This window comes from Pseudomonas sp. AM14(2022), assembly GCF_036346455.1.
GTDB lineage: Bacteria > Pseudomonadota > Gammaproteobacteria > Pseudomonadales > Pseudomonadaceae > Aquipseudomonas > Aquipseudomonas putida_A.
The window spans coordinates 136,485-157,620 of sequence record NZ_JAOTNY010000011.1; the positions used below are offsets into that span (position 1 = coordinate 136,485).

Here is a 21,136-nt window from a genome sequence, read left to right on the forward strand (position 1 = left end):
CCACGTTATTCACAGCCAGCTCCACAGCAAACGGGGACAAGTCAAAACTGTGGAAAAACAGCCATTTGCAGCGTCTATATGTCGCGCTTTGGCAGCTATGGGAATTTGTTTTCCACAATTCTGAAGTCTGGCGCAGATCAACTGTGGGAGCGGGCTTGCTCGCGAAGAGGATGTGTCATAAAACACGGCGTTATCTGACACACCCTCTTCGCGGGCAAGCCCGCTCCCACAAGGGATTTGTGCTGGACTTGGGATGTAAAAAGCCCCGAGACTTTCGTCGCGGGGCTTTGTGGACAACTCAAGCAGAATCAGTGCCCGCCCAGATAAGCGTTACGCACCTCCTCATTCACCAACAACTCCTTACCGGTACCGGTCAGACGAATCTCGCCGTTGACCATCACGTACGCCCGATCCGACAGCTTCAACGCATGGTTGGCGTTCTGCTCGACGAGGAAAATGGTCATGCCGGTTTTCGCCAGTTCCCGCAGGGTGGCGAAGATCTGTTTCACCACGATCGGCGCCAAGCCCAGGCTCGGTTCATCAAGCAATAACAGCTTCGGCCGACTCATCAAGGCGCGGGCAATGGCGAGCATTTGCTGCTCGCCGCCGGACATGGTCATTGCCCGCTGAGTGCGGCGCTCTTCGAGCCGCGGGAACAGCTCGAACATGCGCTGCATATCCTCCTTGGCATATTTGTCGCCGATCGGGATGGTGCCCATCAGCAGGTTCTCCTCGACGGTCATGTCGGGGAACACCCGCCGTCCTTCCGGCGACTGCGCGATGCCGTTGGAGGCGATGTAGTGCGAGGACTTGTGGGTGATGTCGACGCCTTGATAGAGGATCTGCCCACCCGCCGCGCGCGGCTGGCCGAAGATCGACATCAGCAGCGTCGATTTACCCGCGCCGTTGGAGCCGATCAGGCTGACGGTCTCGCCTTCGTTGATCTGCAGCGACACGCCCTTGAGGGCCTGGATCGGGCCGTAGAACACGTCCAGGTCTTTCAGTTCGAGGATCGGTTTGCTCATACCAGCTCCTCTTCGTCGGCGCCCAGGTAGGCGGCAATCACTTTCGGATCGTTGCGAATGGCTTCAGGCCCGCCTTCGGCGATGACCACGCCGTGATCCAGCACCACGATGTGGTCGGAAATGCTCATGACCATGCCCATGTCGTGTTCGATCAGCACCACGGTCAGATCGTGCTCGTCGCGCAGCAGCCGGATCATCGCGCTCAGTGCTTCGGTTTCCTGAGGGTTGAGGCCGGCGGCCGGTTCGTCGAGGCAGATGATCTGCGGCCGCGTGCACATGGCCCGGGCGATTTCCAGACGGCGTTGCTGGCCGTAGGACAGTTCACCGGCCAGACGGTTGGCGCAGTCCACCAGATCCACCACTTCCAGCCAGTAGAACGCGCAGTCCAGCGCATCACTTTCGGCCTTGCGGTAGCCCTTGGTGTTGAGGATGCCGGCGAGCATGTTGCGGTTGACCCACATGTGCTGCGCCACCAGCAGGTTCTCCAGCACCGACATTTCCTTGAACAGGCGAATGTTCTGGAAGGTCCGGGCCAGGCCGGCGCGGTTCACCAAGTGGGTGCCGCCGAACATCTTGTAGTACAGGCGACTGAGGAAGCTTTTCGGCGACACGAAGTCGGTCGGTTTGAACGACTCGCCCAGCAACTGGATGACGTTGGTCTGCTTGCCGCGCACGTTGAGTTCGATCTTGCCGCCGGAGGCCTTGTAGAACCCGGTCAGACAGTTGAACACCGTGGTCTTGCCGGCACCGTTCGGCCCGATCAGGGCGAAGATCGAGTTGCGTTTGACCTTGAGGCTGACATCGCTCAGGGCCTTGATGCCACCGAAGTGCATCATCAGTTTTTCCACAGAGAGTACGACTTCACTCATGGCGCAGTCCTCTCATAGTGAATGGCACCTTTGCGTGGAGTGACCCCGGTACGGCTGATGCGAATCAGCCCGCGTGGTCGCCAGATCATCATCAACACCATCAGGATGCCGAACAGCAGCACGCGGTATTCAGCGAAGCCGCGCAGCAGCTCCGGGGCAACCGTCAGCACGAACGCTGCAATCACCACGCCGATGGTCGAGCCCATGCCGCCGAGCACGACGATGGCGAGGATCAGCGCCGATTCGAAGAAGGTGAACGAGGTCGGGTTGACGAAGCCTTGATAGGTGGCGAAAAACACCCCGGCCAGACCCGCGGTCGATGCACCGATGGTGAACGCCGACAGTTTGACCAGCACATGGTTGAGGCCCATCGAGCGGCAGGCGATTTCATCTTCGCGCAGGGCTTCCCAAGCGCGACCCACCGGCATTTTCACCAGACGATGCTTGATGTACAGCACGGCCAGTACCACCAGGAACAACACCGTGTAGATGAAGTAATACTTCACGTCCGGATTGTAGGCGATGCCGAAGAACTCATGGAACGGCACCCCGCCATCCTTGGCCCGCTTGCCGAATTCCAGACCGAAGAACGTCGGCAGTGGCGCCGGCATGCCGTTCGGCCCGCCGGTCAGCGACAGCCAATTGTTGAGGATCAGGCGAATGATTTCACCGAAGCCCAGGGTCACGATCGCCAGATAGTCGCCGTGCAGACGCAGCACCGGAAAACCGAGGATGCAGCCGGCCAAACCGGCAGTGATTGCCGCCAGTGGCAATACGGTCCAGAAGCCCAGCCCGAGATATTGATAACCGAGCGCGAGACCGTAGGCGCCGATGGCGTAGAACGCCACGTAACCGAGATCGAGCAGACCGGCCAGCCCGACCACAATGTTCAGCCCCAGGCCCAGCAGCACGTAGATCAGCCCGAGGATGACCACGCCCAGCAGGTACGAGTTGGAGACAAACGGCACAATCACCGCCAGCACAATCAACAGCGGAATGATCCAGCGCAGGCGTGATTTGTGATCGGCAGGCAGCACATGCACACCGGAGCCGGTGCTCTCGAATCCGTCGAGAATCTTCAGGCCCTTGGGCGTCTGCAGAAACAGACTCAAGGCAAAGCGGCCGATCATGACAATGCCGATGATCCACGCAACGCGGGTTGGTTCGAGGTTGAAGCTGTAGCCTTCGAGCACGACGCCGACAATCGGGCCGAACACGATCAGGGCAATCAGGCCGGCCAGAATCGCCTCAACCAGGCTTTTTTTCATATCGATATTTTTTTGAGTGGTTGAAGACATCGCTTACACCTTCGACACAAGAGGACGGCCCAACAGGCCCTGAGGCCGGAAGACCAGAACAAGTACGAGCAGCGAGAAGCTGAACACGTCTTTGTAGTCGGAGTTGACCAGGCCCGAGAACAGCGACTCGGAGATCCCGAGAATGATCCCGCCGAGCATCGCGCCGGGCAGTGAGCCGATCCCGCCAAGCACGGCGGCGGTAAACGCCTTGATGCCGATGACGAAGCCGGCGTAGAAGTCGAACGTGCCGTAGTTCATGGTGATCAGCACGCCGGCCAGAGCCGCCATCGCTGCACCGATGATGAACACGTAGGAAATCACCCGGTCGGTGTTGATCCCGAGGATCGAGGCCATCTTGCGGTCTTGCTGGGTGGCGCGGCACATGCGGCCGAGCTTGGTGTACTTGATCACGTAGGTCAGCAGGCCCATGCCGACAAATGCGGCGACCAGAATGAAGATCTTGGTGTAGGTCAGTTGGACGAAACCGCTGCCGACGTCGATGCGCCAGGCACCGGTGAGCAGCGTCGGAACACCCTGTTGACGGGCGCCCTGGCTGATCTGGGCGTAGTTCTGCAGGATCAGCGAGATACCGATAGCACTGATCAGCGGTGCCAGTCGAGTGGAGTTGCGCAGAGGTTTGTAAGCGACGCGTTCGATTACCCAGCCATAAACGCCGGTGACGACGATAGTGAAAACCAGCGTGCCAAGCATCAACAGCGGGAAGGATTCGATACCGAAGTAAGCCAGCAGAGCCAGACTGATTGCCGCGAGGTACGCGGAAATCATGTAAACCTCGCCGTGGGCGAAGTTGATCATGCCGATGATGCCGTAGACCATTGTGTAGCCGATGGCGATCAGGCCATAGACCGACCCGAGGGTCAGGCCGTTGACCAGTTGCTGCAGGAAAATACCATCCATAACGCAATCTCACGCAATGAGAACCTGCCCACCGGAGCGGGCGGCTCTTCTAGGAAAAATACAGATTTACGTCGGAGCAATGCAGACACGTTCCCCCGGAACACCATCGCCTCCTGTGGGAGCGGGCTTGCTCGCGAAAGCGGTGTATCAGCTACCGTTGATGGCGACTGACATCCCGCATTCGCGAGCAAGCCCGCTCCCACAGGGGTTCATGGTGTTCGGATGATCACGTCAGCCCTTACTTCTGTTTTTCCAGCTGATGGTATTTGCCTTCCTTGTCCCACTGGTAAACCACGTAGTCAGAGACTTTCAGGTCGCCCTTCTTGTCCCAGGCTTTCTCGCCCATGACGGTTTTCACCGGGTTGGCCTTGAGCCACTCGGCGGCTTTTTCGCCACTGTTGGACTTGGCGCCGTTGAAGGCGGCCGCCAGGGTCTGAACCGACGCGTAGGCGTACAGGGTGTAGCCTTCAGGTTCGGTGCCGGCCTTGCGGAACGCGTCCACTACCGTCTTGCTGTCTGGCAGCAGGCGAGGGTCGGCGCCGAAGGTCATCAGCACGCCGTCAACGTATTGCGGGCCACCGGCGGTGGTCACCAGTTCGTCGGTGACGATGCCATCGTCAGACATGAACTTGACGTCTTTCAGGCCTTCGGTACGCAGTTGCTTGACCAGCGGGCCGGCTTCCGGGTGCAGGCCGCCGAAGTAGACCACGTCGGCACCGGCTGCACGAATCTTGGTGACCACGGCGCTGAAGTCTTTCTCGCCGCGGGTCAGGCCTTCATACAGCACCGGCTTCACGCCACGTTTTTCCAGTTGAGCCTTGGTAGCATCGGCCAGGCCCTGACCGTAGGTGTCCTTGTCGTGCAGCACGGCGACCTTCTTGCCCTTGAGCACGTCGACGATGTAGTCGCCCGCGACGATGCCTTGCTGGTCGTCACGCCCGCACATACGGAACATGGCGCTCAGGCCGCGCTCGGTCACTTGCGGGTTGGTGGAACCCGGGGTGATCGCGATAACGCCGGCTTCGTCGTAGATTTCCGAGGCGGGGATGGTGGAAGAGGAGCAGAAGTGACCGACCACGCCGGCTACCTTCTGGTTGACCAGATCCTTGGCGACTGTCACTGCCTGTTTCGGTTCGCAGGCGTCATCGCCCTTGACCAGTACGATTTTCTCGCCGTTGACGCCGCCTGCCGCGTTGACTGCGTCCGCCGCTGCCTGTGCACCCTTCATGTACTGCTCGCCAAATGCCGCGTTGGCGCCAGTCATCGGACCCGCTACACCGATTTTCACATCAGCTTGAGCAAACGCAGAAACACCCAGCGCAGTAGCTACTGCGAGGGCCAGAAAGCCTTTCTTGTAAAACGTCTGGGACATGAGGTGGTGCTCCAAGGTTTTTTTTAGTTGGCACTGCGACTTCACTTCACTGAATGCTCTGAGCAAGCGCCGTGCCATCGGTTTTTTATTCTTCAAAAAGTCGCTGCTTTCTTGTTATTTCGACTGTTTCGTTCCCATTTTCATTGGGCGTGCAACCGTCTAAACCGCGGAAGGTGAAACCTTTTTAAATCTTAGGCGCAACCCGCTTGCGCCATCATTGCAACCGCGGCACCAAACGACGTGCAACCAGCCTGTAACAGCTCGCGTCACCGAACTGCACACTGCTGGTGCGGGACTGCTACAACCCGCACCATTAGAGGCTAGTCGCTACGCCGAAAAGCGCCGCTTCCGGCAACATATTTCAACACTCAAATGACGATGCGCAGGCACTGGCCCGCGTGATACAGCGAGAAGCCGGCCTCGTACAGGCAACTGCGCAGGCCGACGCCGGCCAGGGGCTGCATCGGTGCGAAGGGGATCGGCAAGGCTTGAGGATTTCCGTCACACAGGTAGTCGGCGAAGGCTTTGCCGACCACGGTGCCGGTGGTCACGCCACGACCGTTGTAACCGGTGACGGCCACCAGTCCCGGCGCCGGTTCGAACAGGCGCATCAGGTGATCGGGGGTGAAGGCGATGCGCCCGGTCCAGGTGCATTCCCATTCCACCGGTTTCAGGTTGGGGAAGTAGTGTTGCTGCACCCGGTCGGCCCAGGCCTTGAGGAACCACGTCGGCTTCTGATTGCCGTTGCCCAGACTGCCGAGCAACAACCGGCCGTCCTTGTCGCGACGGATGCTGCTCAACACTTGCCGCGTGTCCCATGAGCCCTGACCGCCGGGGAGAATGTCATGGGCGGCGTCTTCGGTCAGCGGCACCGAAGCGACCTGATAGTAGTAACCGGGGAAGAAGTTGCGCTTGAGTTCGGTCCAGTCGCCCTCGGTGTAGGCGTTGGAGGCGATCACCACTTGCTCGGCGAGTACCGAACCTAGCTCGGTCTGCACCGACCATAGCTGGCCCACGCGTTCGAGACGGGTCACTGGCGAGTGATCGAACATCTGCCCGCCCAGGCCCTTCACCGCGTTGGCCAGGCCGGTGACATAGGCCATCGGGTTGAGCGTACCGGCGCGGCGATCGAGCAGTGCGGCGGCAATCTTCTGCGTGCCGGTGGCTTGCTCGCAGGCCTTGCCGGTGAGCAACTCGACCGGCGCCCCGCGGCGCTTCCATTGTTGCTCGCGACTGCGCAGATCCGCTTCGCCCTTGGCGTTGTGCGCCATGTGCAGGGTGCCTTCGCGGCGCAACTGGCAATCGATGTTGTATTTATCCACAAGGCTGAACACCAGCGCCGGCGCCGCCCCGAGCATGCGGTTGAGCTGACTGCCGACCGCTTCGCCGAACCCGGCTTCGATCTCGTCCGGCGGGATCCACATGCCGGCGTTGACCAGCCCGACATTGCGTCCGGAGCCGCCATGCCCGGCACGATGCGCTTCGAGCACGCAGACGCGTTTGCCTTTTTCCAACAGATGCAGCGCCGCCGACAACCCGGTAAACCCGGCGCCGATCACGCAGACATCGACTTTGACCTCACTCTTGAGCGCGGTGTTATCCGGGCGCTGCGGCGTGAGTTTTTCCCACAGACATTCTTCGCGTAACGGCATTGCCAGACTCCAACAGAAACCTGCCAAACACACTGTTGATCCTGTGGGAGCGGGCTTGCTCGCGAAAGCGGTGTTTCAGCCAACATCTGTGTCGACTGACCCACCGCTTTCGCGAGCAAGCCCGCTCCCACAGGGGATCTGCTTCGTTCCAAACTCAGTCGAAGGTAATGCCCTGCGCCAGCGGCAACTCCAGCGAGTAGTTCACGGTGTTGGTCTGGCGGCGCATGTACGCGCGCCAGGCGTCGGAGCCCGACTCACGACCGCCGCCGGTCTCCTTCTCGCCACCAAACGCGCCGCCGATTTCCGCGCCGCTCGGGCCGATGTTGACGTTGGCGATGCCGCAGTCGCTGCCGACCGCCGACATGAACTGCTCAGCCTCGCGCACGTCGGTGGTGAAGATGCACGACGACAGGCCTTGCGGCACCGCATTGTTCAGGCGCAGCGCTTCCTGGAGGTCGCTGTAGCCGACCACGTAAAGGATCGGGGCGAAGGTTTCGCTGCAGACCACATCACTCTGCTCTGGCATTTCGACAATGGCCGGCGACACGTAGTAGGCGTTGGGGAACTGCTCTTCGAGCTGACGCTTGCCGCCGAACACCCGACCGCCCTCGCTCAGCGCCTGCTCCAGCGCGTCCTGCATATTTTCGTAGCTGTGTTTGTCGATCAGCGGGCCGACCAGATTGCCTTCCAGCGGATGACCGATGCGCACTTTGGCGTACGCGGCTTTGAGGCGGGTGACGATTTCTTCCTTCACCGATTCATGGGCAATCAGCCGACGCAGGGTGGTGCAACGCTGCCCGGCGGTGCCGACCGCACTGAACAGGATGGCGCGCACGGCCATGTCCAGATCGGCGCTCGGGCCGAGGATCATCGCGTTGTTGCCGCCCAGTTCGAGAATGCTGCGGGCGAAACGTGCGGCGACTTTCGGCGCCACTTCGCGGCCCATGCGGGTGCTGCCGGTGGCGCTGATCAGCGCAACACGCGGGTCATCCACCAGCGCTTCGCCAGCGTCACGGCCACCGATGATCACTTGGCACAGGTGCGCCGGCGCATCGCTGAAATTCTTCACCACACGGTCGAACAGCGCCTGACAGGCCAGTGCGGTCAGCGGGGTTTTCTCCGACGGCTTCCACACCACCGGGTTACCGCAGACCAGCGCCAACGTGGTGTTCCACGCCCACACCGCGACCGGGAAGTTGAACGCGCTGATCACGCCGACCACGCCCAGCGGATGCCAGGTTTCACGCATGTGGTGGCCCGGGCGCTCGGAGGCGATGGTCAAACCGTACAACTGACGCGACAGGCCGACGGCGAAGTCGCAGATGTCGATCATCTCCTGCACTTCACCGAGGCCTTCCTGAGTGATCTTGCCCGCCTCCCACGACACCAGTTCGCCGAGGTCAGCCTTGTACTCACGCAGCACTTCGCCGAACTGACGCACCAGTTCGCCGCGACGCGGGGCCGGCACCTTGCGCCACTGCTCGAAAGCATGATCTGCGCGACTGATGTGCTGCTCGACTTCAGCCGGGCCTTCCCAGTTCACGGCGGCGATGCGGCTGCCGTCGATGGGCGAATGCACCGGCACTTTGCCGTTCTGATACAGGGCCGGGTTCACACCAAGACGATCAAGCAATGCGGCAACCATGGGTCACTCCTCAAGCGAAAAACAGAATGTGTGCGGCCGAATGCAAACGACCGGGCAGGCCTTTAGTTGTAGCTTCCCGAGGGCAAGGCAACAAACGACCTTTACGCGAGATATCATTCCGTTTATTCATGCTGCGCAGAGAAAGACAAGAAAAAGGGATCACCCATGCTGAATAAACGCCACCTGCCATCGATCACCGCGTTGCAGTGCTTCGAGGCCGTGACCCGGCACCTGAGCTTCACCCGGGCCGCCGAAGAGCTGAACCTGACCCAGAGTGCCGTCAGCAAACAGGTCGCGCAGCTTGAGGAATTGTTGCAGCACTTGTTGTTCCGTCGGGTGCGTCGTCGCTTGCAGATGACCCCGGCCGGGGATTTGTACTTGGTGGAAGTCCGAAAAATCCTCACCCAGGTGGAAATGTCCACGCATTACCTGCGTTCCTACGGCGGCGAGACCGAAGTCCTGCGCGTCTCTACACCCTCGACCTTCGGCGCGCGCTGGCTGGTACCGCGTCTGAAGGGCTGGCGTCTGCGCCATCCGTCGATCCATCTCGACTTGTGCAACGAGCAGGAGGCCGACGATTTGCTACAGGGGCGCAGCGATCTGGCGTTCTATTTCGGTCAGGGCTCACGCCCCGGCACCGAATGCCTGAAGCTGTTCGGCGAAGAGCTGGTACCGGTCTGTGCGCCCGGCAGCCTGCCGGATCAGCCCTTCACCGACCCGACGCAACTGACCGATCTGGTGCTGCTGCAAAATGCCTCGCGCCCACAGGCCTGGCATGACTGGTTCGACAGTCAGGGTTACCACACCGAACACAGCTATCACGGGCCGCGTTTCGAAACCTTTTATATGTGCATCCGCGCCGCCCAGGTCGGCTGCGGTGTGGCGCTGCTGCCACGGTTTCTGGTGGAAGAGGAATTGGCCGACGGCAAACTGGTCATTCCCTGGCAGCATGCAATGCCCAGTTCCGACGCCTATTACCTGGCCTACCCGGAACATGCGGCGGAAGTGCCGAAGGTGCGGGATTTTGTGAAGTGGATGCTGGAGCAGATCGACAGCCCGGACCTGACGCCGATATAGAGTTTTCAACAACCCTGTGGGAGCGGGCTTGCTCGCGAATGCGGTGGGTCAGTCAATTCAAATGGGACTGATGCACCGCATTCGCGAGCAAGCCCGCTCCCACAGGTGACCTCGACGCTCTTAAAAAATGCTGGCAATCCCCACCGCTGATATGCGCCACTAGCGTCATTGATTGATCCCGCGCAACCGCGCGGTGCACCTGGAGACCCCGTTTATGAGCGAGAGTGTGTTTGCCGATCGCATCGTGCAGAACCTGCTCGACACCGACTTCTACAAACTGACGATGATGCAGGCGGTGCTGCACAACTACCCCAACGTCGAAGTCGAATGGGAGTTTCGTTGCCGTAACAGCGAGGATCTGCGGCCGTATCTGGCCGAGATTCGCTACCAGATCGAGCGCCTGGCCGAGCTGAGCCTGAGTGCCGACCAGTTGAGTTTTCTCGAGCGCATCACCTTCCTCAAACCGGATTTCCTGCGCTTTCTCGGCCTGTTCCGCTTCAACCTGCGCTACCTGCACACCGGCATCGAGAACGGCGAACTGTTCATCCGTCTGCGTGGCCCGTGGCTGCATGTGATCCTCTACGAAGTGCCGCTGCTGGCGATCGTCAGCGAAGTGCGCAACCGCTATCGCTACCGGGAAATCGAACTGGTGCAGGCGCGGGAACAGCTGTATCGCAAGTTCGACTGGCTCAGCGCCAACGCCTCGGCTGACGAACTGGCGCAATTGCAGGTCGCCGACTTCGGCACCCGCCGGCGCTTTTCGTACCGCGTGCAGGAAGAAGTGGTCAACGTGCTCAAGCACGATTTCCCCGGGCGCTTCGTCGGCACCAGCAACGTGCACCTGTCCCGCGAGCTGGACATGAAACCGCTGGGCACCATGGCCCATGAATGGATCATGGCCCACCAGCAACTCGGCCCACGGCTGATCGATAGCCAGATCGCCGCCCTCGACTGCTGGGTGCGCGAGTACCGTGGTCTGCTCGGGATTGCGCTCACCGATTGCATCACCACCGACGCGTTCCTCGGCGACTTCGATCTGTTCTTCGCCAAGCTCTTCGATGGTTTGCGCCATGATTCCGGGGATCCAGTGCAGTGGGGCGAAAAATGCATCGCCCACTACCACAAGCTCGGCATCGACCCGATGAGCAAGACCCTGGTGTTCTCCGACAGCCTGACCCTGCCGAAGTCGCTGGAGATCTTCCGCGCGCTGCACGGGCGGATCAACGTCAGCTTTGGCATCGGCACCAACCTGACCTGTGACATTCCGGGTGTCGAACCGATGAGCATCGTGCTTAAAATGACCGCCTGCAACGGCCAGCCGGTGGCGAAGATCTCCGACGAGCCCGGCAAGACCCACTGCAAAGACCCGAATTTCGTCGCCTATTTGCGACATGTGTTCCAGGTTCCTGCCGATTCCAGTCTATCTAGCAAGGAGTGAATTCATGCAAGCCGTACAGCGTGAGATTGCTGAACAGCTCAAGGTGCAACCGCCATTCGCCGGGCATCAGGCCCTCGAAGCGGAAGTCGCCCGGCGCATCACCTTTATCCAGGATTGCCTGGTCAATTCCGGCCTCAAGACCTTGGTGCTGGGCATCAGCGGCGGCGTCGACTCGCTGACCGCCGGCCTGCTGGCCCAGCGCGCCATGCGTGAACTGCGCGAGCGCACCGGCGACGACGCCTACAAGTTCATTGCCGTGCGCCTGCCGTACGAAACCCAGTTCGACGAGCACGACGCCCAGGCGTCGGTGGATTTCATCGCCCCGGACGAACGCCACACCGTGAACATCGGCCCGGCGGTCAAATCCCTGGCCAAGGAAGTCGCGGCGTTCGAAGGCAAACATGCGGTGTCGGTGGATTTCGTGCTCGGCAACACCAAGGCGCGGATGCGCATGGTCGCCCAGTACACCATCGCCGGCGCGGCCCACGGTCTGGTGATCGGCACCGACCACGCGGCGGAAGCGGTGATGGGCTTCTTCACCAAGTTCGGTGACGGCGCCTGCGACCTGGCCCCGCTCAGCGGTCTGGTGAAAAACCAGGTCCGGGCGATCGCCCGCAGCTTTGGCGCACCGGAATCGCTGGTGGAAAAAGTGCCGACTGCGGATCTGGAAGACCTGTCGCCGGGCAAACCTGACGAAGCCTCCCACGGCGTGACCTACGCCGAGATCGACGCCTTCCTGCACGGCGAGCCGGTGCGTCAGGAAGCGTTCGACATCATCGTCAGCACCTACAACAAGACCCATCACAAGCGGGTCATGCCGTTCGCGCCTTGATCGGCGACCGAATGAAAAAGCCCGCTGAGGAGCGATCCTCAGCGGGCTTTTCTTTGGCCAGTTCACCTGTCGATGCTCATGGCCTCTTCGCGAGCAGGCTCGCTCCCACATTGACGGCGCGAACCTGTGGGAGCGAGCCTGCTCGCGAAGAACGATAAAGCGGTGAACCTGCTTACTTCACAGCAATGGTGCCTTTCATCATCGAGATGTGGCCCGGGAAGGAGCAGAAGAAGCCGTAATCGGTACCGGCAGTCAGCTTCGATACATCAATGGTCAGCGTGTCTTTCTCGCCGGCACCGATGATCTTGGTGTGAGCGATAACGCGCTCGTCGCCGTCTTTCAGGTAGTTCTTGTCGATGCCAGCGGCCAGGCCGTCGGTGGCGATCGGCTGCATGTCAGCGGTTTTGCTGACCACCAGGTTATGACCCATGACGTTCTTCGGCAGGCTGCCGGAGTGGGTCAGTTCAACGGTGAAGGTCTTGCAGCTCTTGTCGATCACGATTTCCTTGGTGTTGAAGGACATCTGGTCGGTGGAATCAACGGTGGTTTTGCACTCGGCAGCCATCAATTGGCTGCTGGCCAGCGCCAGCAGGGATACCGCAACAACTTTGGAAAACATGGTGAATCTCCAAGGCAGGGTTAACAAAAACACTAATGGTGGAAAGACTGCCTGAAATCTTCGCAAGTTCCTATGACTTGAGTCAAAAATTGTATACAACTTTCAGGCTATGACACTCATCGAAACAATCTACCGGCGATAATCCCGGGCCGGGCCTATGATCGGCGCATCTACTGAAACGGAGTACCGATCATGTTCTTTAACGGCCTGTTGTGCAGTTTGCTCGCCGCCTACGCCTGTGGCGCCAGCGGTACCTTTGAATCGCCAGAACGCGAAGCTTAGTCCTTGGATCAAGGCGTGCCAGCCATTACCCTGTGACGGATTGACCCAGGAGGAAGGCATGTCTCTCACATCCGTTTGTGTATTTTGCGGTGCCAACGCCGGCACTGATCCGGCTTACACCGAAGCCGCCCAAGCCCTTGGCCGGGCACTCGCCGAGCGCCAACTGACGCTGGTTTACGGTGGTGGTGCCGTGGGTCTGATGGGCCTGGTGGCGGACGCCGCGCTGGCCGCCGGCGGCGAAGTGATCGGGATCATTCCGCAAAGCCTGATGGACAAGGAGATCGGCCACAAAAACCTGACGCGCCTCGAAGTCGTCGATGGCATGCACGCGCGCAAGGCACGCATGGCCGAGCTGAGCGATGCGTTCATCGCGTTGCCCGGCGGTCTCGGCACGCTGGAAGAGCTGTTCGAAGTCTGGACCTGGGGCCAGCTCGGTTACCACGGCAAACCGCTGGGGCTGCTTGAGGTGAACGGTTTTTACAGCAAACTCACGGCTTTTCTTGACCATATCGTCGGCGAAGGCTTCGTTCGCGCCCCACACCGTGACATGCTGCAAGTGAGCGAATCAGCACAATCGCTGCTCGACGCCCTGGATAACTGGAAGCCGACCGTCACGCCCAAGTGGGTCGACCAAAAACCCGGCTAACCGCCGGGCACCGATACAGGGCAGAATACGCGCCGCTCAACCTCACCTTCGACCCCAGAGGATCGCCCATGGCCAAACCCAATTACTCCTTCGCCAAACGTCAACGAGACCTGGAAAAGGAAAAGAAGAAAGAGGAAAAGCTTCAGCGCAAGAAACAGCAGGCTGAAGAAGCGGCACTGAACCCTGACGGTGAAGTGGCGACTGATGACGATGTTGATGTTGATGCACCGAAAGACCAGGCGCCCGACGCCTGAGCCCCACCGGGTTTGATGATCGAGTCAGACCCTGCGGATTTGTGACGGGGCTGGCGGCTCAGCCGCTGGCTCTCACAGCCCTCCCCGTTTTCCGAACACGATACGACCTCCTGTGGGAGCGGGCTTGCTCGCGAAGGCGTCTTCACCTTCAACATTGATGTAACTGACACACCGCCTTCGCGAGCAAGCCCGCTCCCACATGGGGTGCTGTGTTATTCCAATGGCATCACCGTGACGCGGACCTCCGGGTCGTGACTGCCGCCCCCCAGAATCACCCCGCGCAACGGCGACACATCGGAAAAATCCCGACCCCACGCCAGGGTGATGTGCTCCAGCGCCGGCTGCACATTGTTGGTCGGATCGAAATCCACCCACCCGAGTACCGGACAGAACACCGACACCCAGGCATGCGACGCGTCGGCGCCGATCAGCCGTGGCTGTCCCGGCGGCGGCTGGGTCAGCAGATAACCACTGATGTAGCGCGCTGCCAGCCCTCGCGAGCGCACGCAAGCGAGCATCAGATGCGCGAAGTCCTGACACACGCCACGCCGGCGCTCCAGCACCTCGACCAGCGGCGTCGCCACTTGCGTGGCCTCGGCATCGAAGGTGAATTCGCTGAAAATCTTCTGCATCAAGGCCTGCACGCCCAGCAACAAGGGCCTTCCCGGTGGAAAACAGCTTTCGGAAAATTCGACGAAACTGCGTTTCAAATGCACGTAGGGTGACTGAAACCGATAGCGACAAGCCTCCAGCATTTCGGCGGACAATGGCTGGCTGCTGTAGGTCAGCGCGTTGCGCGTCTGCTCCCACGCTGGGGACAGACTGAAATCCGCCAGTGGCCGCGCCAGCACCTCAACCGTGAGCCGGGCGTTGACCTGCAACTCGTCATGCGGGCGCTCGAAGGCCAGTCGGGTCAGCGGATTGCCGAACACATCCAGCTCATCCCGCCGCGTGGTCGGGTCCGGGCTGATCAGCAATTGCTGCTCGGTGCAGCGTTGCCACGTGCACTCACGCGGCCACAGGTGCGCGAGTTGCTGTGCCAGCGAAACCGGGCTGTCGTAGTGGTAACAGGTGTCGTGAAAGATCTGGTAGTGCGCGCTCATCAGACGGACACCGTGCGCTGGCTGACATCATCGACATGGGCAAAATGGCGCAGCGCCAGCCGATCGGACACCTGACCGCTGGCTTCGGCAATCTCTTGCAGCAGATCCGCCAGACCACCGAGCGCGGCACGCACGCTGTTTTCCCCGAACAGCGGGTTCTCCAGACAGCCCAGATCGAACCGAGCCAGACGCTCGACCAATTGCGGCAATCCGGCCTCGCGAGGTACACCGAAATCATCGTTCAAGCGTTTCAAAGTGCGGGTCACCAGTTTCAACTGGAACAACACCGCGTGCGGGTTCTGCTCATCCAGCAGCAACAGATCGAGCACCGGAATCAACTGCGCCACCGCCAGATACCGCGAACGGTAGGTGATGCTGCTGTTGCCCAGTTCCAGCAGCCATTCCAGCCCCGCCTGATCGAACGCCCCGGCGCCGCGCAGAAACGCCGCCAGACTGCTGCTGAGAAACTGCAACCGCTCGATGCGCCGGCCGATCATCAGAAAGCGCCAGCCTTCGTCGCGAGTCATGTCGTCAAGCGCGAAACCCGAGAGCGCCGCCAGCGACATCACCAGTCGATTGAGGAAATCCAGCAACTCGCCGAAGTCCGGCTCTTCGGTGTCCAGTTCCAGCGCCTCGCGCTGCAACTCGACCAACGCCTGCCAGTTTTCCCGTGAAAGCTTGCCGCGCACCTGCGAGGCCGCCCACTGCAAGCGCTGCAGGTTGGAGCGCAGGCTGAACGACCAGTCCTCGCCGAGCAGCGCCGCCAGCAGCCGCTCCGGCAGCTCACCCTCCTCCGGCAGCAACATCAGGCGCTCGCCCAGCTCCACGGCCGCCTGCAAGGCTTGCGGATCATCGCCATCGACATACCGCGCGAGCATGATCCGCAGCAGGCGCGCACTGTCGTCGCAACGCTCGCAGTAGCGGCCGAACCAGAACAGGTTTTCCACCACCCGCGAGGGCAGGTACGGATCGCGGCGCACCAGATCGTGTACGCCAACGTTGCGCTGGGTTTTCCATTGTTCGCCACTCGGCGCACGCTCGCCCAACACCCAGGTGTCCTTGCTCGCCCCGCCGCGCTGCATCGACACCACTTCGGCATCGGCCTCGGCAGCGACGCGGGTCAGTCCGCCGGGCAATACGCGATAACCGTCACCACTGGCCACCGCGTATACGCGCATGCCGATCGCTCGCGGTTGCAACTGGCCGTCCTCGGCTTGCCAGATCGGCGCCTGCGACAACTGCGCCAGCTCTTGCGCGACATAGGCATAGGGCCAGGCCTGCATGCGCTCGGCGAGCGCCTGACGCTGTTGTTCGCTCAGATCGCGGCCGAATACCGGGGCGAAGCTCTGCGAGGGGAATGCCGGTTTGATCAGCAGCTCGGGAAGCTTTTCCAACGCCTGCGCCAGCACCGGCGCCTCGCCGCACCACCAGGTGGCGATGGACGGCAACAGCAGTTCTTCGCCGAACAGGTACTGATTGATCTTCGGCAAAAATCCGAGCAATCCCGGAGACTCCAGCACGCCGCTGCCCAAGGCATTGGCCACCAGCACCCGACCCTGACGCACCGCTTCCAGCAGGCCAGGCACACCAAGTGCCGAATCGGTGCGCAGCTCCAGCGGATCGCAGAAGTCATCGTCGAGCCGGCGCATGATCGCGTGCACCCGGCGCAGACCACTGAGGGTTTTCAGGTACACCGTGGCATCGCGCACGGTGAGGTCGCCGCCCTCCACCAGCGGATAACCGAGCTGACGCGCCAGATAAAGATGTTCGAAGTAGCTTTCGTTGAAGCGCCCTGGCGTGAGCAACACCACCAGCGGCGCGTCGTCAGCACACGGCGCCTGACGCGCGAGGGTTTCCTGCAGGGTGCGGAAGAACCCAGCCAGATGCTGCACTTTCAGATCGCGGTACAACTCGGGAAAGGCGCGCGACACAATGGTGCGATTTTCCAGCGCATAGCCCGCGCCCGACGGCGCCTGAGTACGATCCGCCGTGACCCACCAGCGCCCGTCCGGTGTGCGCGCCAGATCCACGGCGTATAGATGCAGAAAGGCATCTTCCGGTGGCGCGATGCCCTGACACGGCCAGAGAAAATTGTTGTGGCCGAACACCAGCTCCGCCGGTAACAACCCTTCGCTGATCAGCCGCTGCGGCCCGTACAGATCGGCCAGTACCGCATTGAGCAGGCGTGCTCGCTGGGCAATCCCCGTCGACAGTTGCTGCCACTCGTCAGCAGCGATCACGTGCGGCAGCAGGTCCAGCTCCCACGGGCGGTCAGCGCCCTTGGGATCGGCATAGACGTTGTAGGTCACGCCGTTTTCCTGAATCTGCCGGGCCAGCAACGCCTGCCGCTGCACCAGTTGCGCCGGGGTGCTGCGCTGCAATTGATCGAACAGCCGCCGCCAGTGCGGGCGCACTTCCCCGCTGTCATTCAGCAGTTCGTGATAAGTGCCCGCGGTCAGCGGGTAGCGGTCTAGCAGGTCAGGCATGGAAAGCTCGGCAGACAGCAAGGAACGGTCAGACTAACGCAGGCACATGACGTGCGGATATACGAAAAATCCGCATGTCGTGCAGGACTTAGAAACGTCGTAAATCGAGCGTCATCGGCAACTCGTCGGAGATTGTCAGGTTCGGTATCGGAAGTTTCCCCGGCGTGTGTCCGATGCGGAAAAACCGCGCCATGCGCCGGCTCTCAGCTTCGTTGGCATTGACCGGTAACGTCTCGTAATTGCGCCCGCCCGGGTGCGCCACGTGGTACTGGCAACCGCCCAGCGAACGCTGCATCCAGGTGTCGAGCAGGTCGAACACCAGCGGCGCGTGCACCGGGATGGTCGGTTGCAGGCAGTTGGCCGGTTGCCAGGCCCGAAAGCGCACGCCGGCGACGAACTCACCGATGCGCCCGGTCGGTTGCAGCGGCAGCGGAATGCCGTTACAGGTCAGCAGATAGCGCTGCGGCGGCAAGCCGCTGAGCTTGATCTGCAAACGCTCCAGCGACGAATCGACATAACGCACCGTGCCGCCCGCCGTCCCCTCCTCGCCCAGCACGTGCCAAGGTTCCAGCGCCTGGCGCAGCTCCATCTCGATGCCGTTGACCGCGTAATCGCCGACTTTGGGAAAACGGAATTCCAGATGCGCCGCGAACCATTCGGCGCGCAATGGATAACCGGCGTTGTTCAGTTCGACGATGACGTCAGCGAAATCCTGCGCGATAAAATGCGGCAGCATGAAGCGGTCGTGCAGCTCGGTGCCCCAGCGCGCCAGTTTCGGCGGCGCATAGGGCTCGCGCCAGAATCGCGCAACCAGCGCACGCAGCAACAACTGCTGAGCCAGGCTCATCCGCGCATGCGGCGGCATTTCGAAGGCGCGCAGCTCCAGCAGGCCCAGACGCCCGGTAGCGCCATCCGGCGAATACAGTTTGTCGATGCAGAACTCGGCGCGGTGAGTGTTGCCGGTGACGTCGATCAGCAAATTGCGCAGCAGGCGATCCACCAGCCACGGCGCGCACGCTTCGCCCGGTTCAGGCATCTGCGCGAAGGCGATTTCCAGTTCGTACAGGGCGTCGTTGCGCGCTTCATCGACCCGCGGCGCCTGCGAGGTCGGGCCGATGAACAGACCGGAAAACAGGTAGGACAGTGACGGATGGTTGTGCCAGTAGCTGATCAGGCTGCGTAGCAGATCCGGGCGGCGCAGGAATGGTGAGTCTGCCGGGGTCGCGCCGCCGAGGACGAAATGGTTGCCGCCGCCGGTGCCGGTATGGCGCCCGTCGATCATGAATTTTTCGGTGGTCAGGCGGGTTTGCCGCGCCTGTTCATAGAGAAACTCGGTGCGTTCGACCAGTTCGTCCCAAGTCGCGGACGGCTGCACGTTGACCTCGATCACGCCCGGATCCGGGGTGATGCGGAAGTTGCTCAGGCGCGGATCGCTCGGCGGCTCGTAACCTTCCAGCAGCACCGGGCAATGCAGCTCTTCGGCGGTGGCTTCGATGGCCGCCACCAGTTCCAGATAGTCCTCGACCCGCTCCAGCGGCGGCATGAACAGATACAGACGCCCTTCGCGGGCCTCGGCACAGAAGGCGGTGCGGGTCAGCCAGTCGGCGGACTCGTCGATTTTCGGCGCGCGTTCGGCGGCCGTGGCGGGTTCGGCATGACTGTTGAGCTGCGCGGTGTCCGGCAGCTCGGGGAAGTCCTGATTCGGATCGTTGGGATGAATGAACGGATACTCGGCGGCCTTCACCCACGGCTGTGAACCGAGTGGCAAGCGATAACCCAACGGCGAATCCCCCGGTACCAGTCGGCAATGCTCGTCGCGCAGATACCAGCGCCCGCTCTGCCATTGATCACCCTTGGCGGTGCGGGCCAGCGGCAGCACCTGGCCGATCACTTTATCCAGGCCCTGCGCGAAAACCTTGCGCAGACGCGCACGCTCCAGCGGTTCTTCAAGACGCGAGTCTTCAGCGTTGACGTTGCTCGGCAATGCGCCCTCACGCCAAAGGTAATAAAAATTGTCTTCGTAGGCCGGGAACACGAAACGTGCCGGCAGTTTCAGGCGTTCGGCAACACTCGCCAGAAAACGCCCGGCCAGCTCGCCATCGGCGCCGTAGTCCTGCTGCTCATCGGCGATCAGCGCGCTGTTGTGCCAGATCGGCACGCCGTCGCGGCGCCAATAGCAGTTGAGCGACCAGCGCGGCAATTGCTCGCCCGGGTACCACTTGCCCTGACCGAAGTGCACCAGACCTTTCGGCGCATAGTGCTGGCGCATGCGCTGGAACAGTTCGGCGGAGAGGCGGCGCTTGTCCGGGCCCAGCGCGGCGGTGTTCCACTCGGCGCCGTCCGGGTCGTCGATGGAGACGAAGGTCGGCTCGCCGCCCATGGTCAGGCGCACATCGCCTTCCAGCAGGTCGGCATCGATCTGCCGGCCCAGCGCCTGAATCGCCAGCCACTGCTCATCGGTATAGGGCTTGGTCACCCGTGGCGCTTCCCAGATGCGCTCCACCGACATTTCGTGGCTGAACTGGCATTCGCACGGCTCGACCAGACCACTGATCGGCGCGGCTGAGGATGGATCAGGGCTGCAGGCCAGCGGGATATGTCCTTCACCGGCGAACAACCCGGACGTGGCATCCAGACCGATCCAGCCAGCGCCCGGCAAGTACACCTCGCACCACGCGTGCAGATCAGTGAAGTCCACTTCGGTACCGGACGGACCGTCGAGGCTCTTCACGTCGGCGGTCAGTTGAATCAGATAACCGGAGACGAACCGCGCGGCCAGCCCGAGGTTGCGCAGCAGTTGCACCAGCAGCCACGCCGAGTCGCGGCAGGAGCCGGACGCATGTTCGAGGGTGTGTTCCGGGGTCTGCACGCCCGGTTCCATGCGGATCAGGTAGCGGATGTCTTCGCTGAGGCGCTGGTTGAGCATCACCAGGAAATCCACAGCAGGCAGCGGCGTACGGTCGATCCCGTCCAGATAGGCTTTGAATGCCGGAGTCAGCGGCAGGGTTTCGAGGTACGGTGCCAGCTCTTTGCGCTCATCGGCCGCGTAAGTGAAGGGGATTTTCTCGGCGTAGGGTTCGAGGAAGAAGTCGAACGGATTGAACACCGCCATCTCGGCCAGCAGGTCGACCTCGATGCGCAACTCGTCGGTTTTCTCGGGGAACACCAGACGCGCGAGGTAGTTACCCTGCGGGTCTTGCTGCCAGTTGATGAAATGCCGCTCGGGCGAGACCTTCAGCGCATACGAAAGAATCCGCGTGCGGCTGTGGGCGGCCGGACGCAGGCGTACGATCTGCGGGCCGAGTTCGACAGCGCGGTCGTAGCGGTAATGCGTGACGTGATGCAATGCGACATGAATCGACACGGCGTGCCTCCTGCGAGCCTAAGCGTATTCGAAAGCGCGCAAGACTTATGCCATGCAGAGGCTTGGGCGCTTTCCCGGAATGCTCAGGGCAGTACAGCACCAAAATCGGGCGATGCGGGGAAATGGTTCGAGGAAGTTGCGCCTAAATGTGGCGGCAGTGGTAGATGCGGCGCCTGAGATGAAGCCTTCGCGAGCAAGCCCGCTCCCACAGGTGTACGTATTCCAATGTGGGAGCGGGCTTGCTCGCGAAAGGGCC

16 protein-coding genes are annotated in these 21,136 nt (G+C 61.5%); 5 read left to right on the forward strand and 11 right to left on the reverse strand.

Annotated elements, in window-relative coordinates; all coding sequences use genetic code 11:
• Positions 1–308: 308 nt before the first annotated feature.
• From V3W27_RS20920 to amaB, 7 genes are all read right to left on the reverse strand, one after another.
• A complete protein-coding gene (locus V3W27_RS20920; protein WP_047600666.1) occupies positions 309–1,025 on the reverse strand; it encodes an ABC transporter ATP-binding protein in 717 nt (238 codons plus the stop codon).
• Positions 1,022–1,894 carry an ABC transporter ATP-binding protein gene (locus V3W27_RS20925; protein ID WP_027613534.1) on the reverse strand — a complete coding sequence of 291 codons (873 nt, stop codon included), beginning with the start codon at positions 1,892–1,894 and terminating at the stop codon, positions 1,022–1,024. The genes V3W27_RS20920 and V3W27_RS20925 overlap by 4 nt, the downstream gene beginning before the upstream one ends.
• Positions 1,891–3,192, reverse strand: coding sequence for a high-affinity branched-chain amino acid ABC transporter permease LivM (livM, locus tag V3W27_RS20930; protein WP_330207429.1), 1,302 nt, complete (start codon positions 3,190–3,192; stop codon positions 1,891–1,893). Before livM ends, V3W27_RS20925 begins: the two co-directional genes overlap by 4 nt.
• Before the next feature lie 3 nt (positions 3,193–3,195).
• A complete protein-coding gene (locus tag V3W27_RS20935) occupies positions 3,196–4,110 on the reverse strand; it encodes an ABC transporter permease subunit (RefSeq protein WP_027613532.1) in 915 nt (304 codons plus the stop codon).
• Between the two features lie 238 nt (positions 4,111–4,348).
• Positions 4,349–5,482 carry an ABC transporter substrate-binding protein gene (locus tag V3W27_RS20940; protein WP_330207430.1) on the reverse strand — a complete coding sequence of 378 codons (1,134 nt, stop codon included), beginning with the start codon at positions 5,480–5,482 and terminating at the stop codon, positions 4,349–4,351.
• A gap of 368 nt (positions 5,483–5,850) precedes the next feature.
• Positions 5,851–7,134 carry an L-pipecolate oxidase gene (gene amaA / locus V3W27_RS20945; RefSeq protein ID WP_330207431.1) on the reverse strand — a complete coding sequence of 428 codons (1,284 nt, stop codon included), beginning with the start codon at positions 7,132–7,134 and terminating at the stop codon, positions 5,851–5,853.
• Positions 7,135–7,288: 154 nt separating this feature from the next.
• On the reverse strand, positions 7,289–8,779 hold the full coding sequence (gene amaB / locus V3W27_RS20950; protein ID WP_330207432.1) for an L-piperidine-6-carboxylate dehydrogenase: 1,491 nt from the start codon (positions 8,777–8,779) through the stop codon (positions 7,289–7,291).
• A 165-nt stretch (positions 8,780–8,944) separates the two neighbouring features.
• On the opposite strand from amaB, the gene V3W27_RS20955 reads away from it, so the two are divergent.
• The 3 genes from V3W27_RS20955 (at position 8,945) to nadE (ending at position 12,126) form a co-directional block, all read left to right on the forward strand.
• Positions 8,945–9,856, forward strand: a complete 912-nt coding sequence (locus V3W27_RS20955; protein WP_098966954.1) for a LysR family transcriptional regulator — start codon at positions 8,945–8,947, stop codon at positions 9,854–9,856.
• Between the two features lie 214 nt (positions 9,857–10,070).
• Entirely contained in the window at positions 10,071–11,294 is a 1,224-nt protein-coding gene (gene pncB, locus V3W27_RS20960; RefSeq protein WP_003221154.1) for a nicotinate phosphoribosyltransferase, read from the forward strand.
• 4 nt (positions 11,295–11,298) lie between these two features.
• Positions 11,299–12,126, forward strand: a complete 828-nt coding sequence (nadE, locus tag V3W27_RS20965) for an ammonia-dependent NAD(+) synthetase (protein WP_098966951.1) — start codon at positions 11,299–11,301, stop codon at positions 12,124–12,126.
• Positions 12,127–12,298: 172 nt separating this feature from the next.
• Here nadE and azu read toward each other — a convergent pair whose 3' ends face one another.
• A complete protein-coding gene (gene azu / locus V3W27_RS20970; RefSeq protein ID WP_098966950.1) occupies positions 12,299–12,745 on the reverse strand; it encodes an azurin in 447 nt (148 codons plus the stop codon).
• A gap of 340 nt (positions 12,746–13,085) precedes the next feature.
• Here azu and V3W27_RS20975 point away from each other — a divergent pair, with 340 nt between their 5' ends.
• Together V3W27_RS20975 and V3W27_RS20980 are read left to right on the forward strand one after the other, a co-directional pair.
• Positions 13,086–13,673, forward strand: a complete 588-nt coding sequence (locus tag V3W27_RS20975; protein ID WP_150369536.1) for a TIGR00730 family Rossman fold protein — start codon at positions 13,086–13,088, stop codon at positions 13,671–13,673.
• Positions 13,674–13,741: 68 nt separating this feature from the next.
• Positions 13,742–13,927, forward strand: a complete 186-nt coding sequence (locus tag V3W27_RS20980) for a hypothetical protein (protein WP_007967464.1) — start codon at positions 13,742–13,744, stop codon at positions 13,925–13,927.
• A gap of 212 nt (positions 13,928–14,139) precedes the next feature.
• Here V3W27_RS20980 and V3W27_RS20985 read toward each other — a convergent pair whose 3' ends face one another.
• The 3 genes from V3W27_RS20985 to V3W27_RS20995 all read right to left on the reverse strand — a co-directional run bounded on the left by V3W27_RS20985 (position 14,140) and on the right by V3W27_RS20995 (position 20,880).
• Positions 14,140–15,030, reverse strand: coding sequence for a transglutaminase family protein (locus tag V3W27_RS20985; RefSeq protein WP_098966948.1), 891 nt, complete (start codon positions 15,028–15,030; stop codon positions 14,140–14,142).
• Complete coding sequence (locus V3W27_RS20990) at positions 15,030–17,516, reverse strand: circularly permuted type 2 ATP-grasp protein (RefSeq protein WP_330207433.1); 2,487 nt, start codon at positions 17,514–17,516, stop codon at positions 15,030–15,032. The genes V3W27_RS20985 and V3W27_RS20990 overlap by 1 nt, the downstream gene beginning before the upstream one ends.
• An 88-nt stretch (positions 17,517–17,604) precedes the next feature.
• Positions 17,605–20,880: a transglutaminase family protein gene (locus V3W27_RS20995; RefSeq protein ID WP_330207434.1), complete on the reverse strand. Its 3,276-nt coding sequence runs from the start codon at positions 20,878–20,880 to the stop codon at positions 17,605–17,607.
• Between the last annotated feature and the right edge of the window lie 256 nt (positions 20,881–21,136).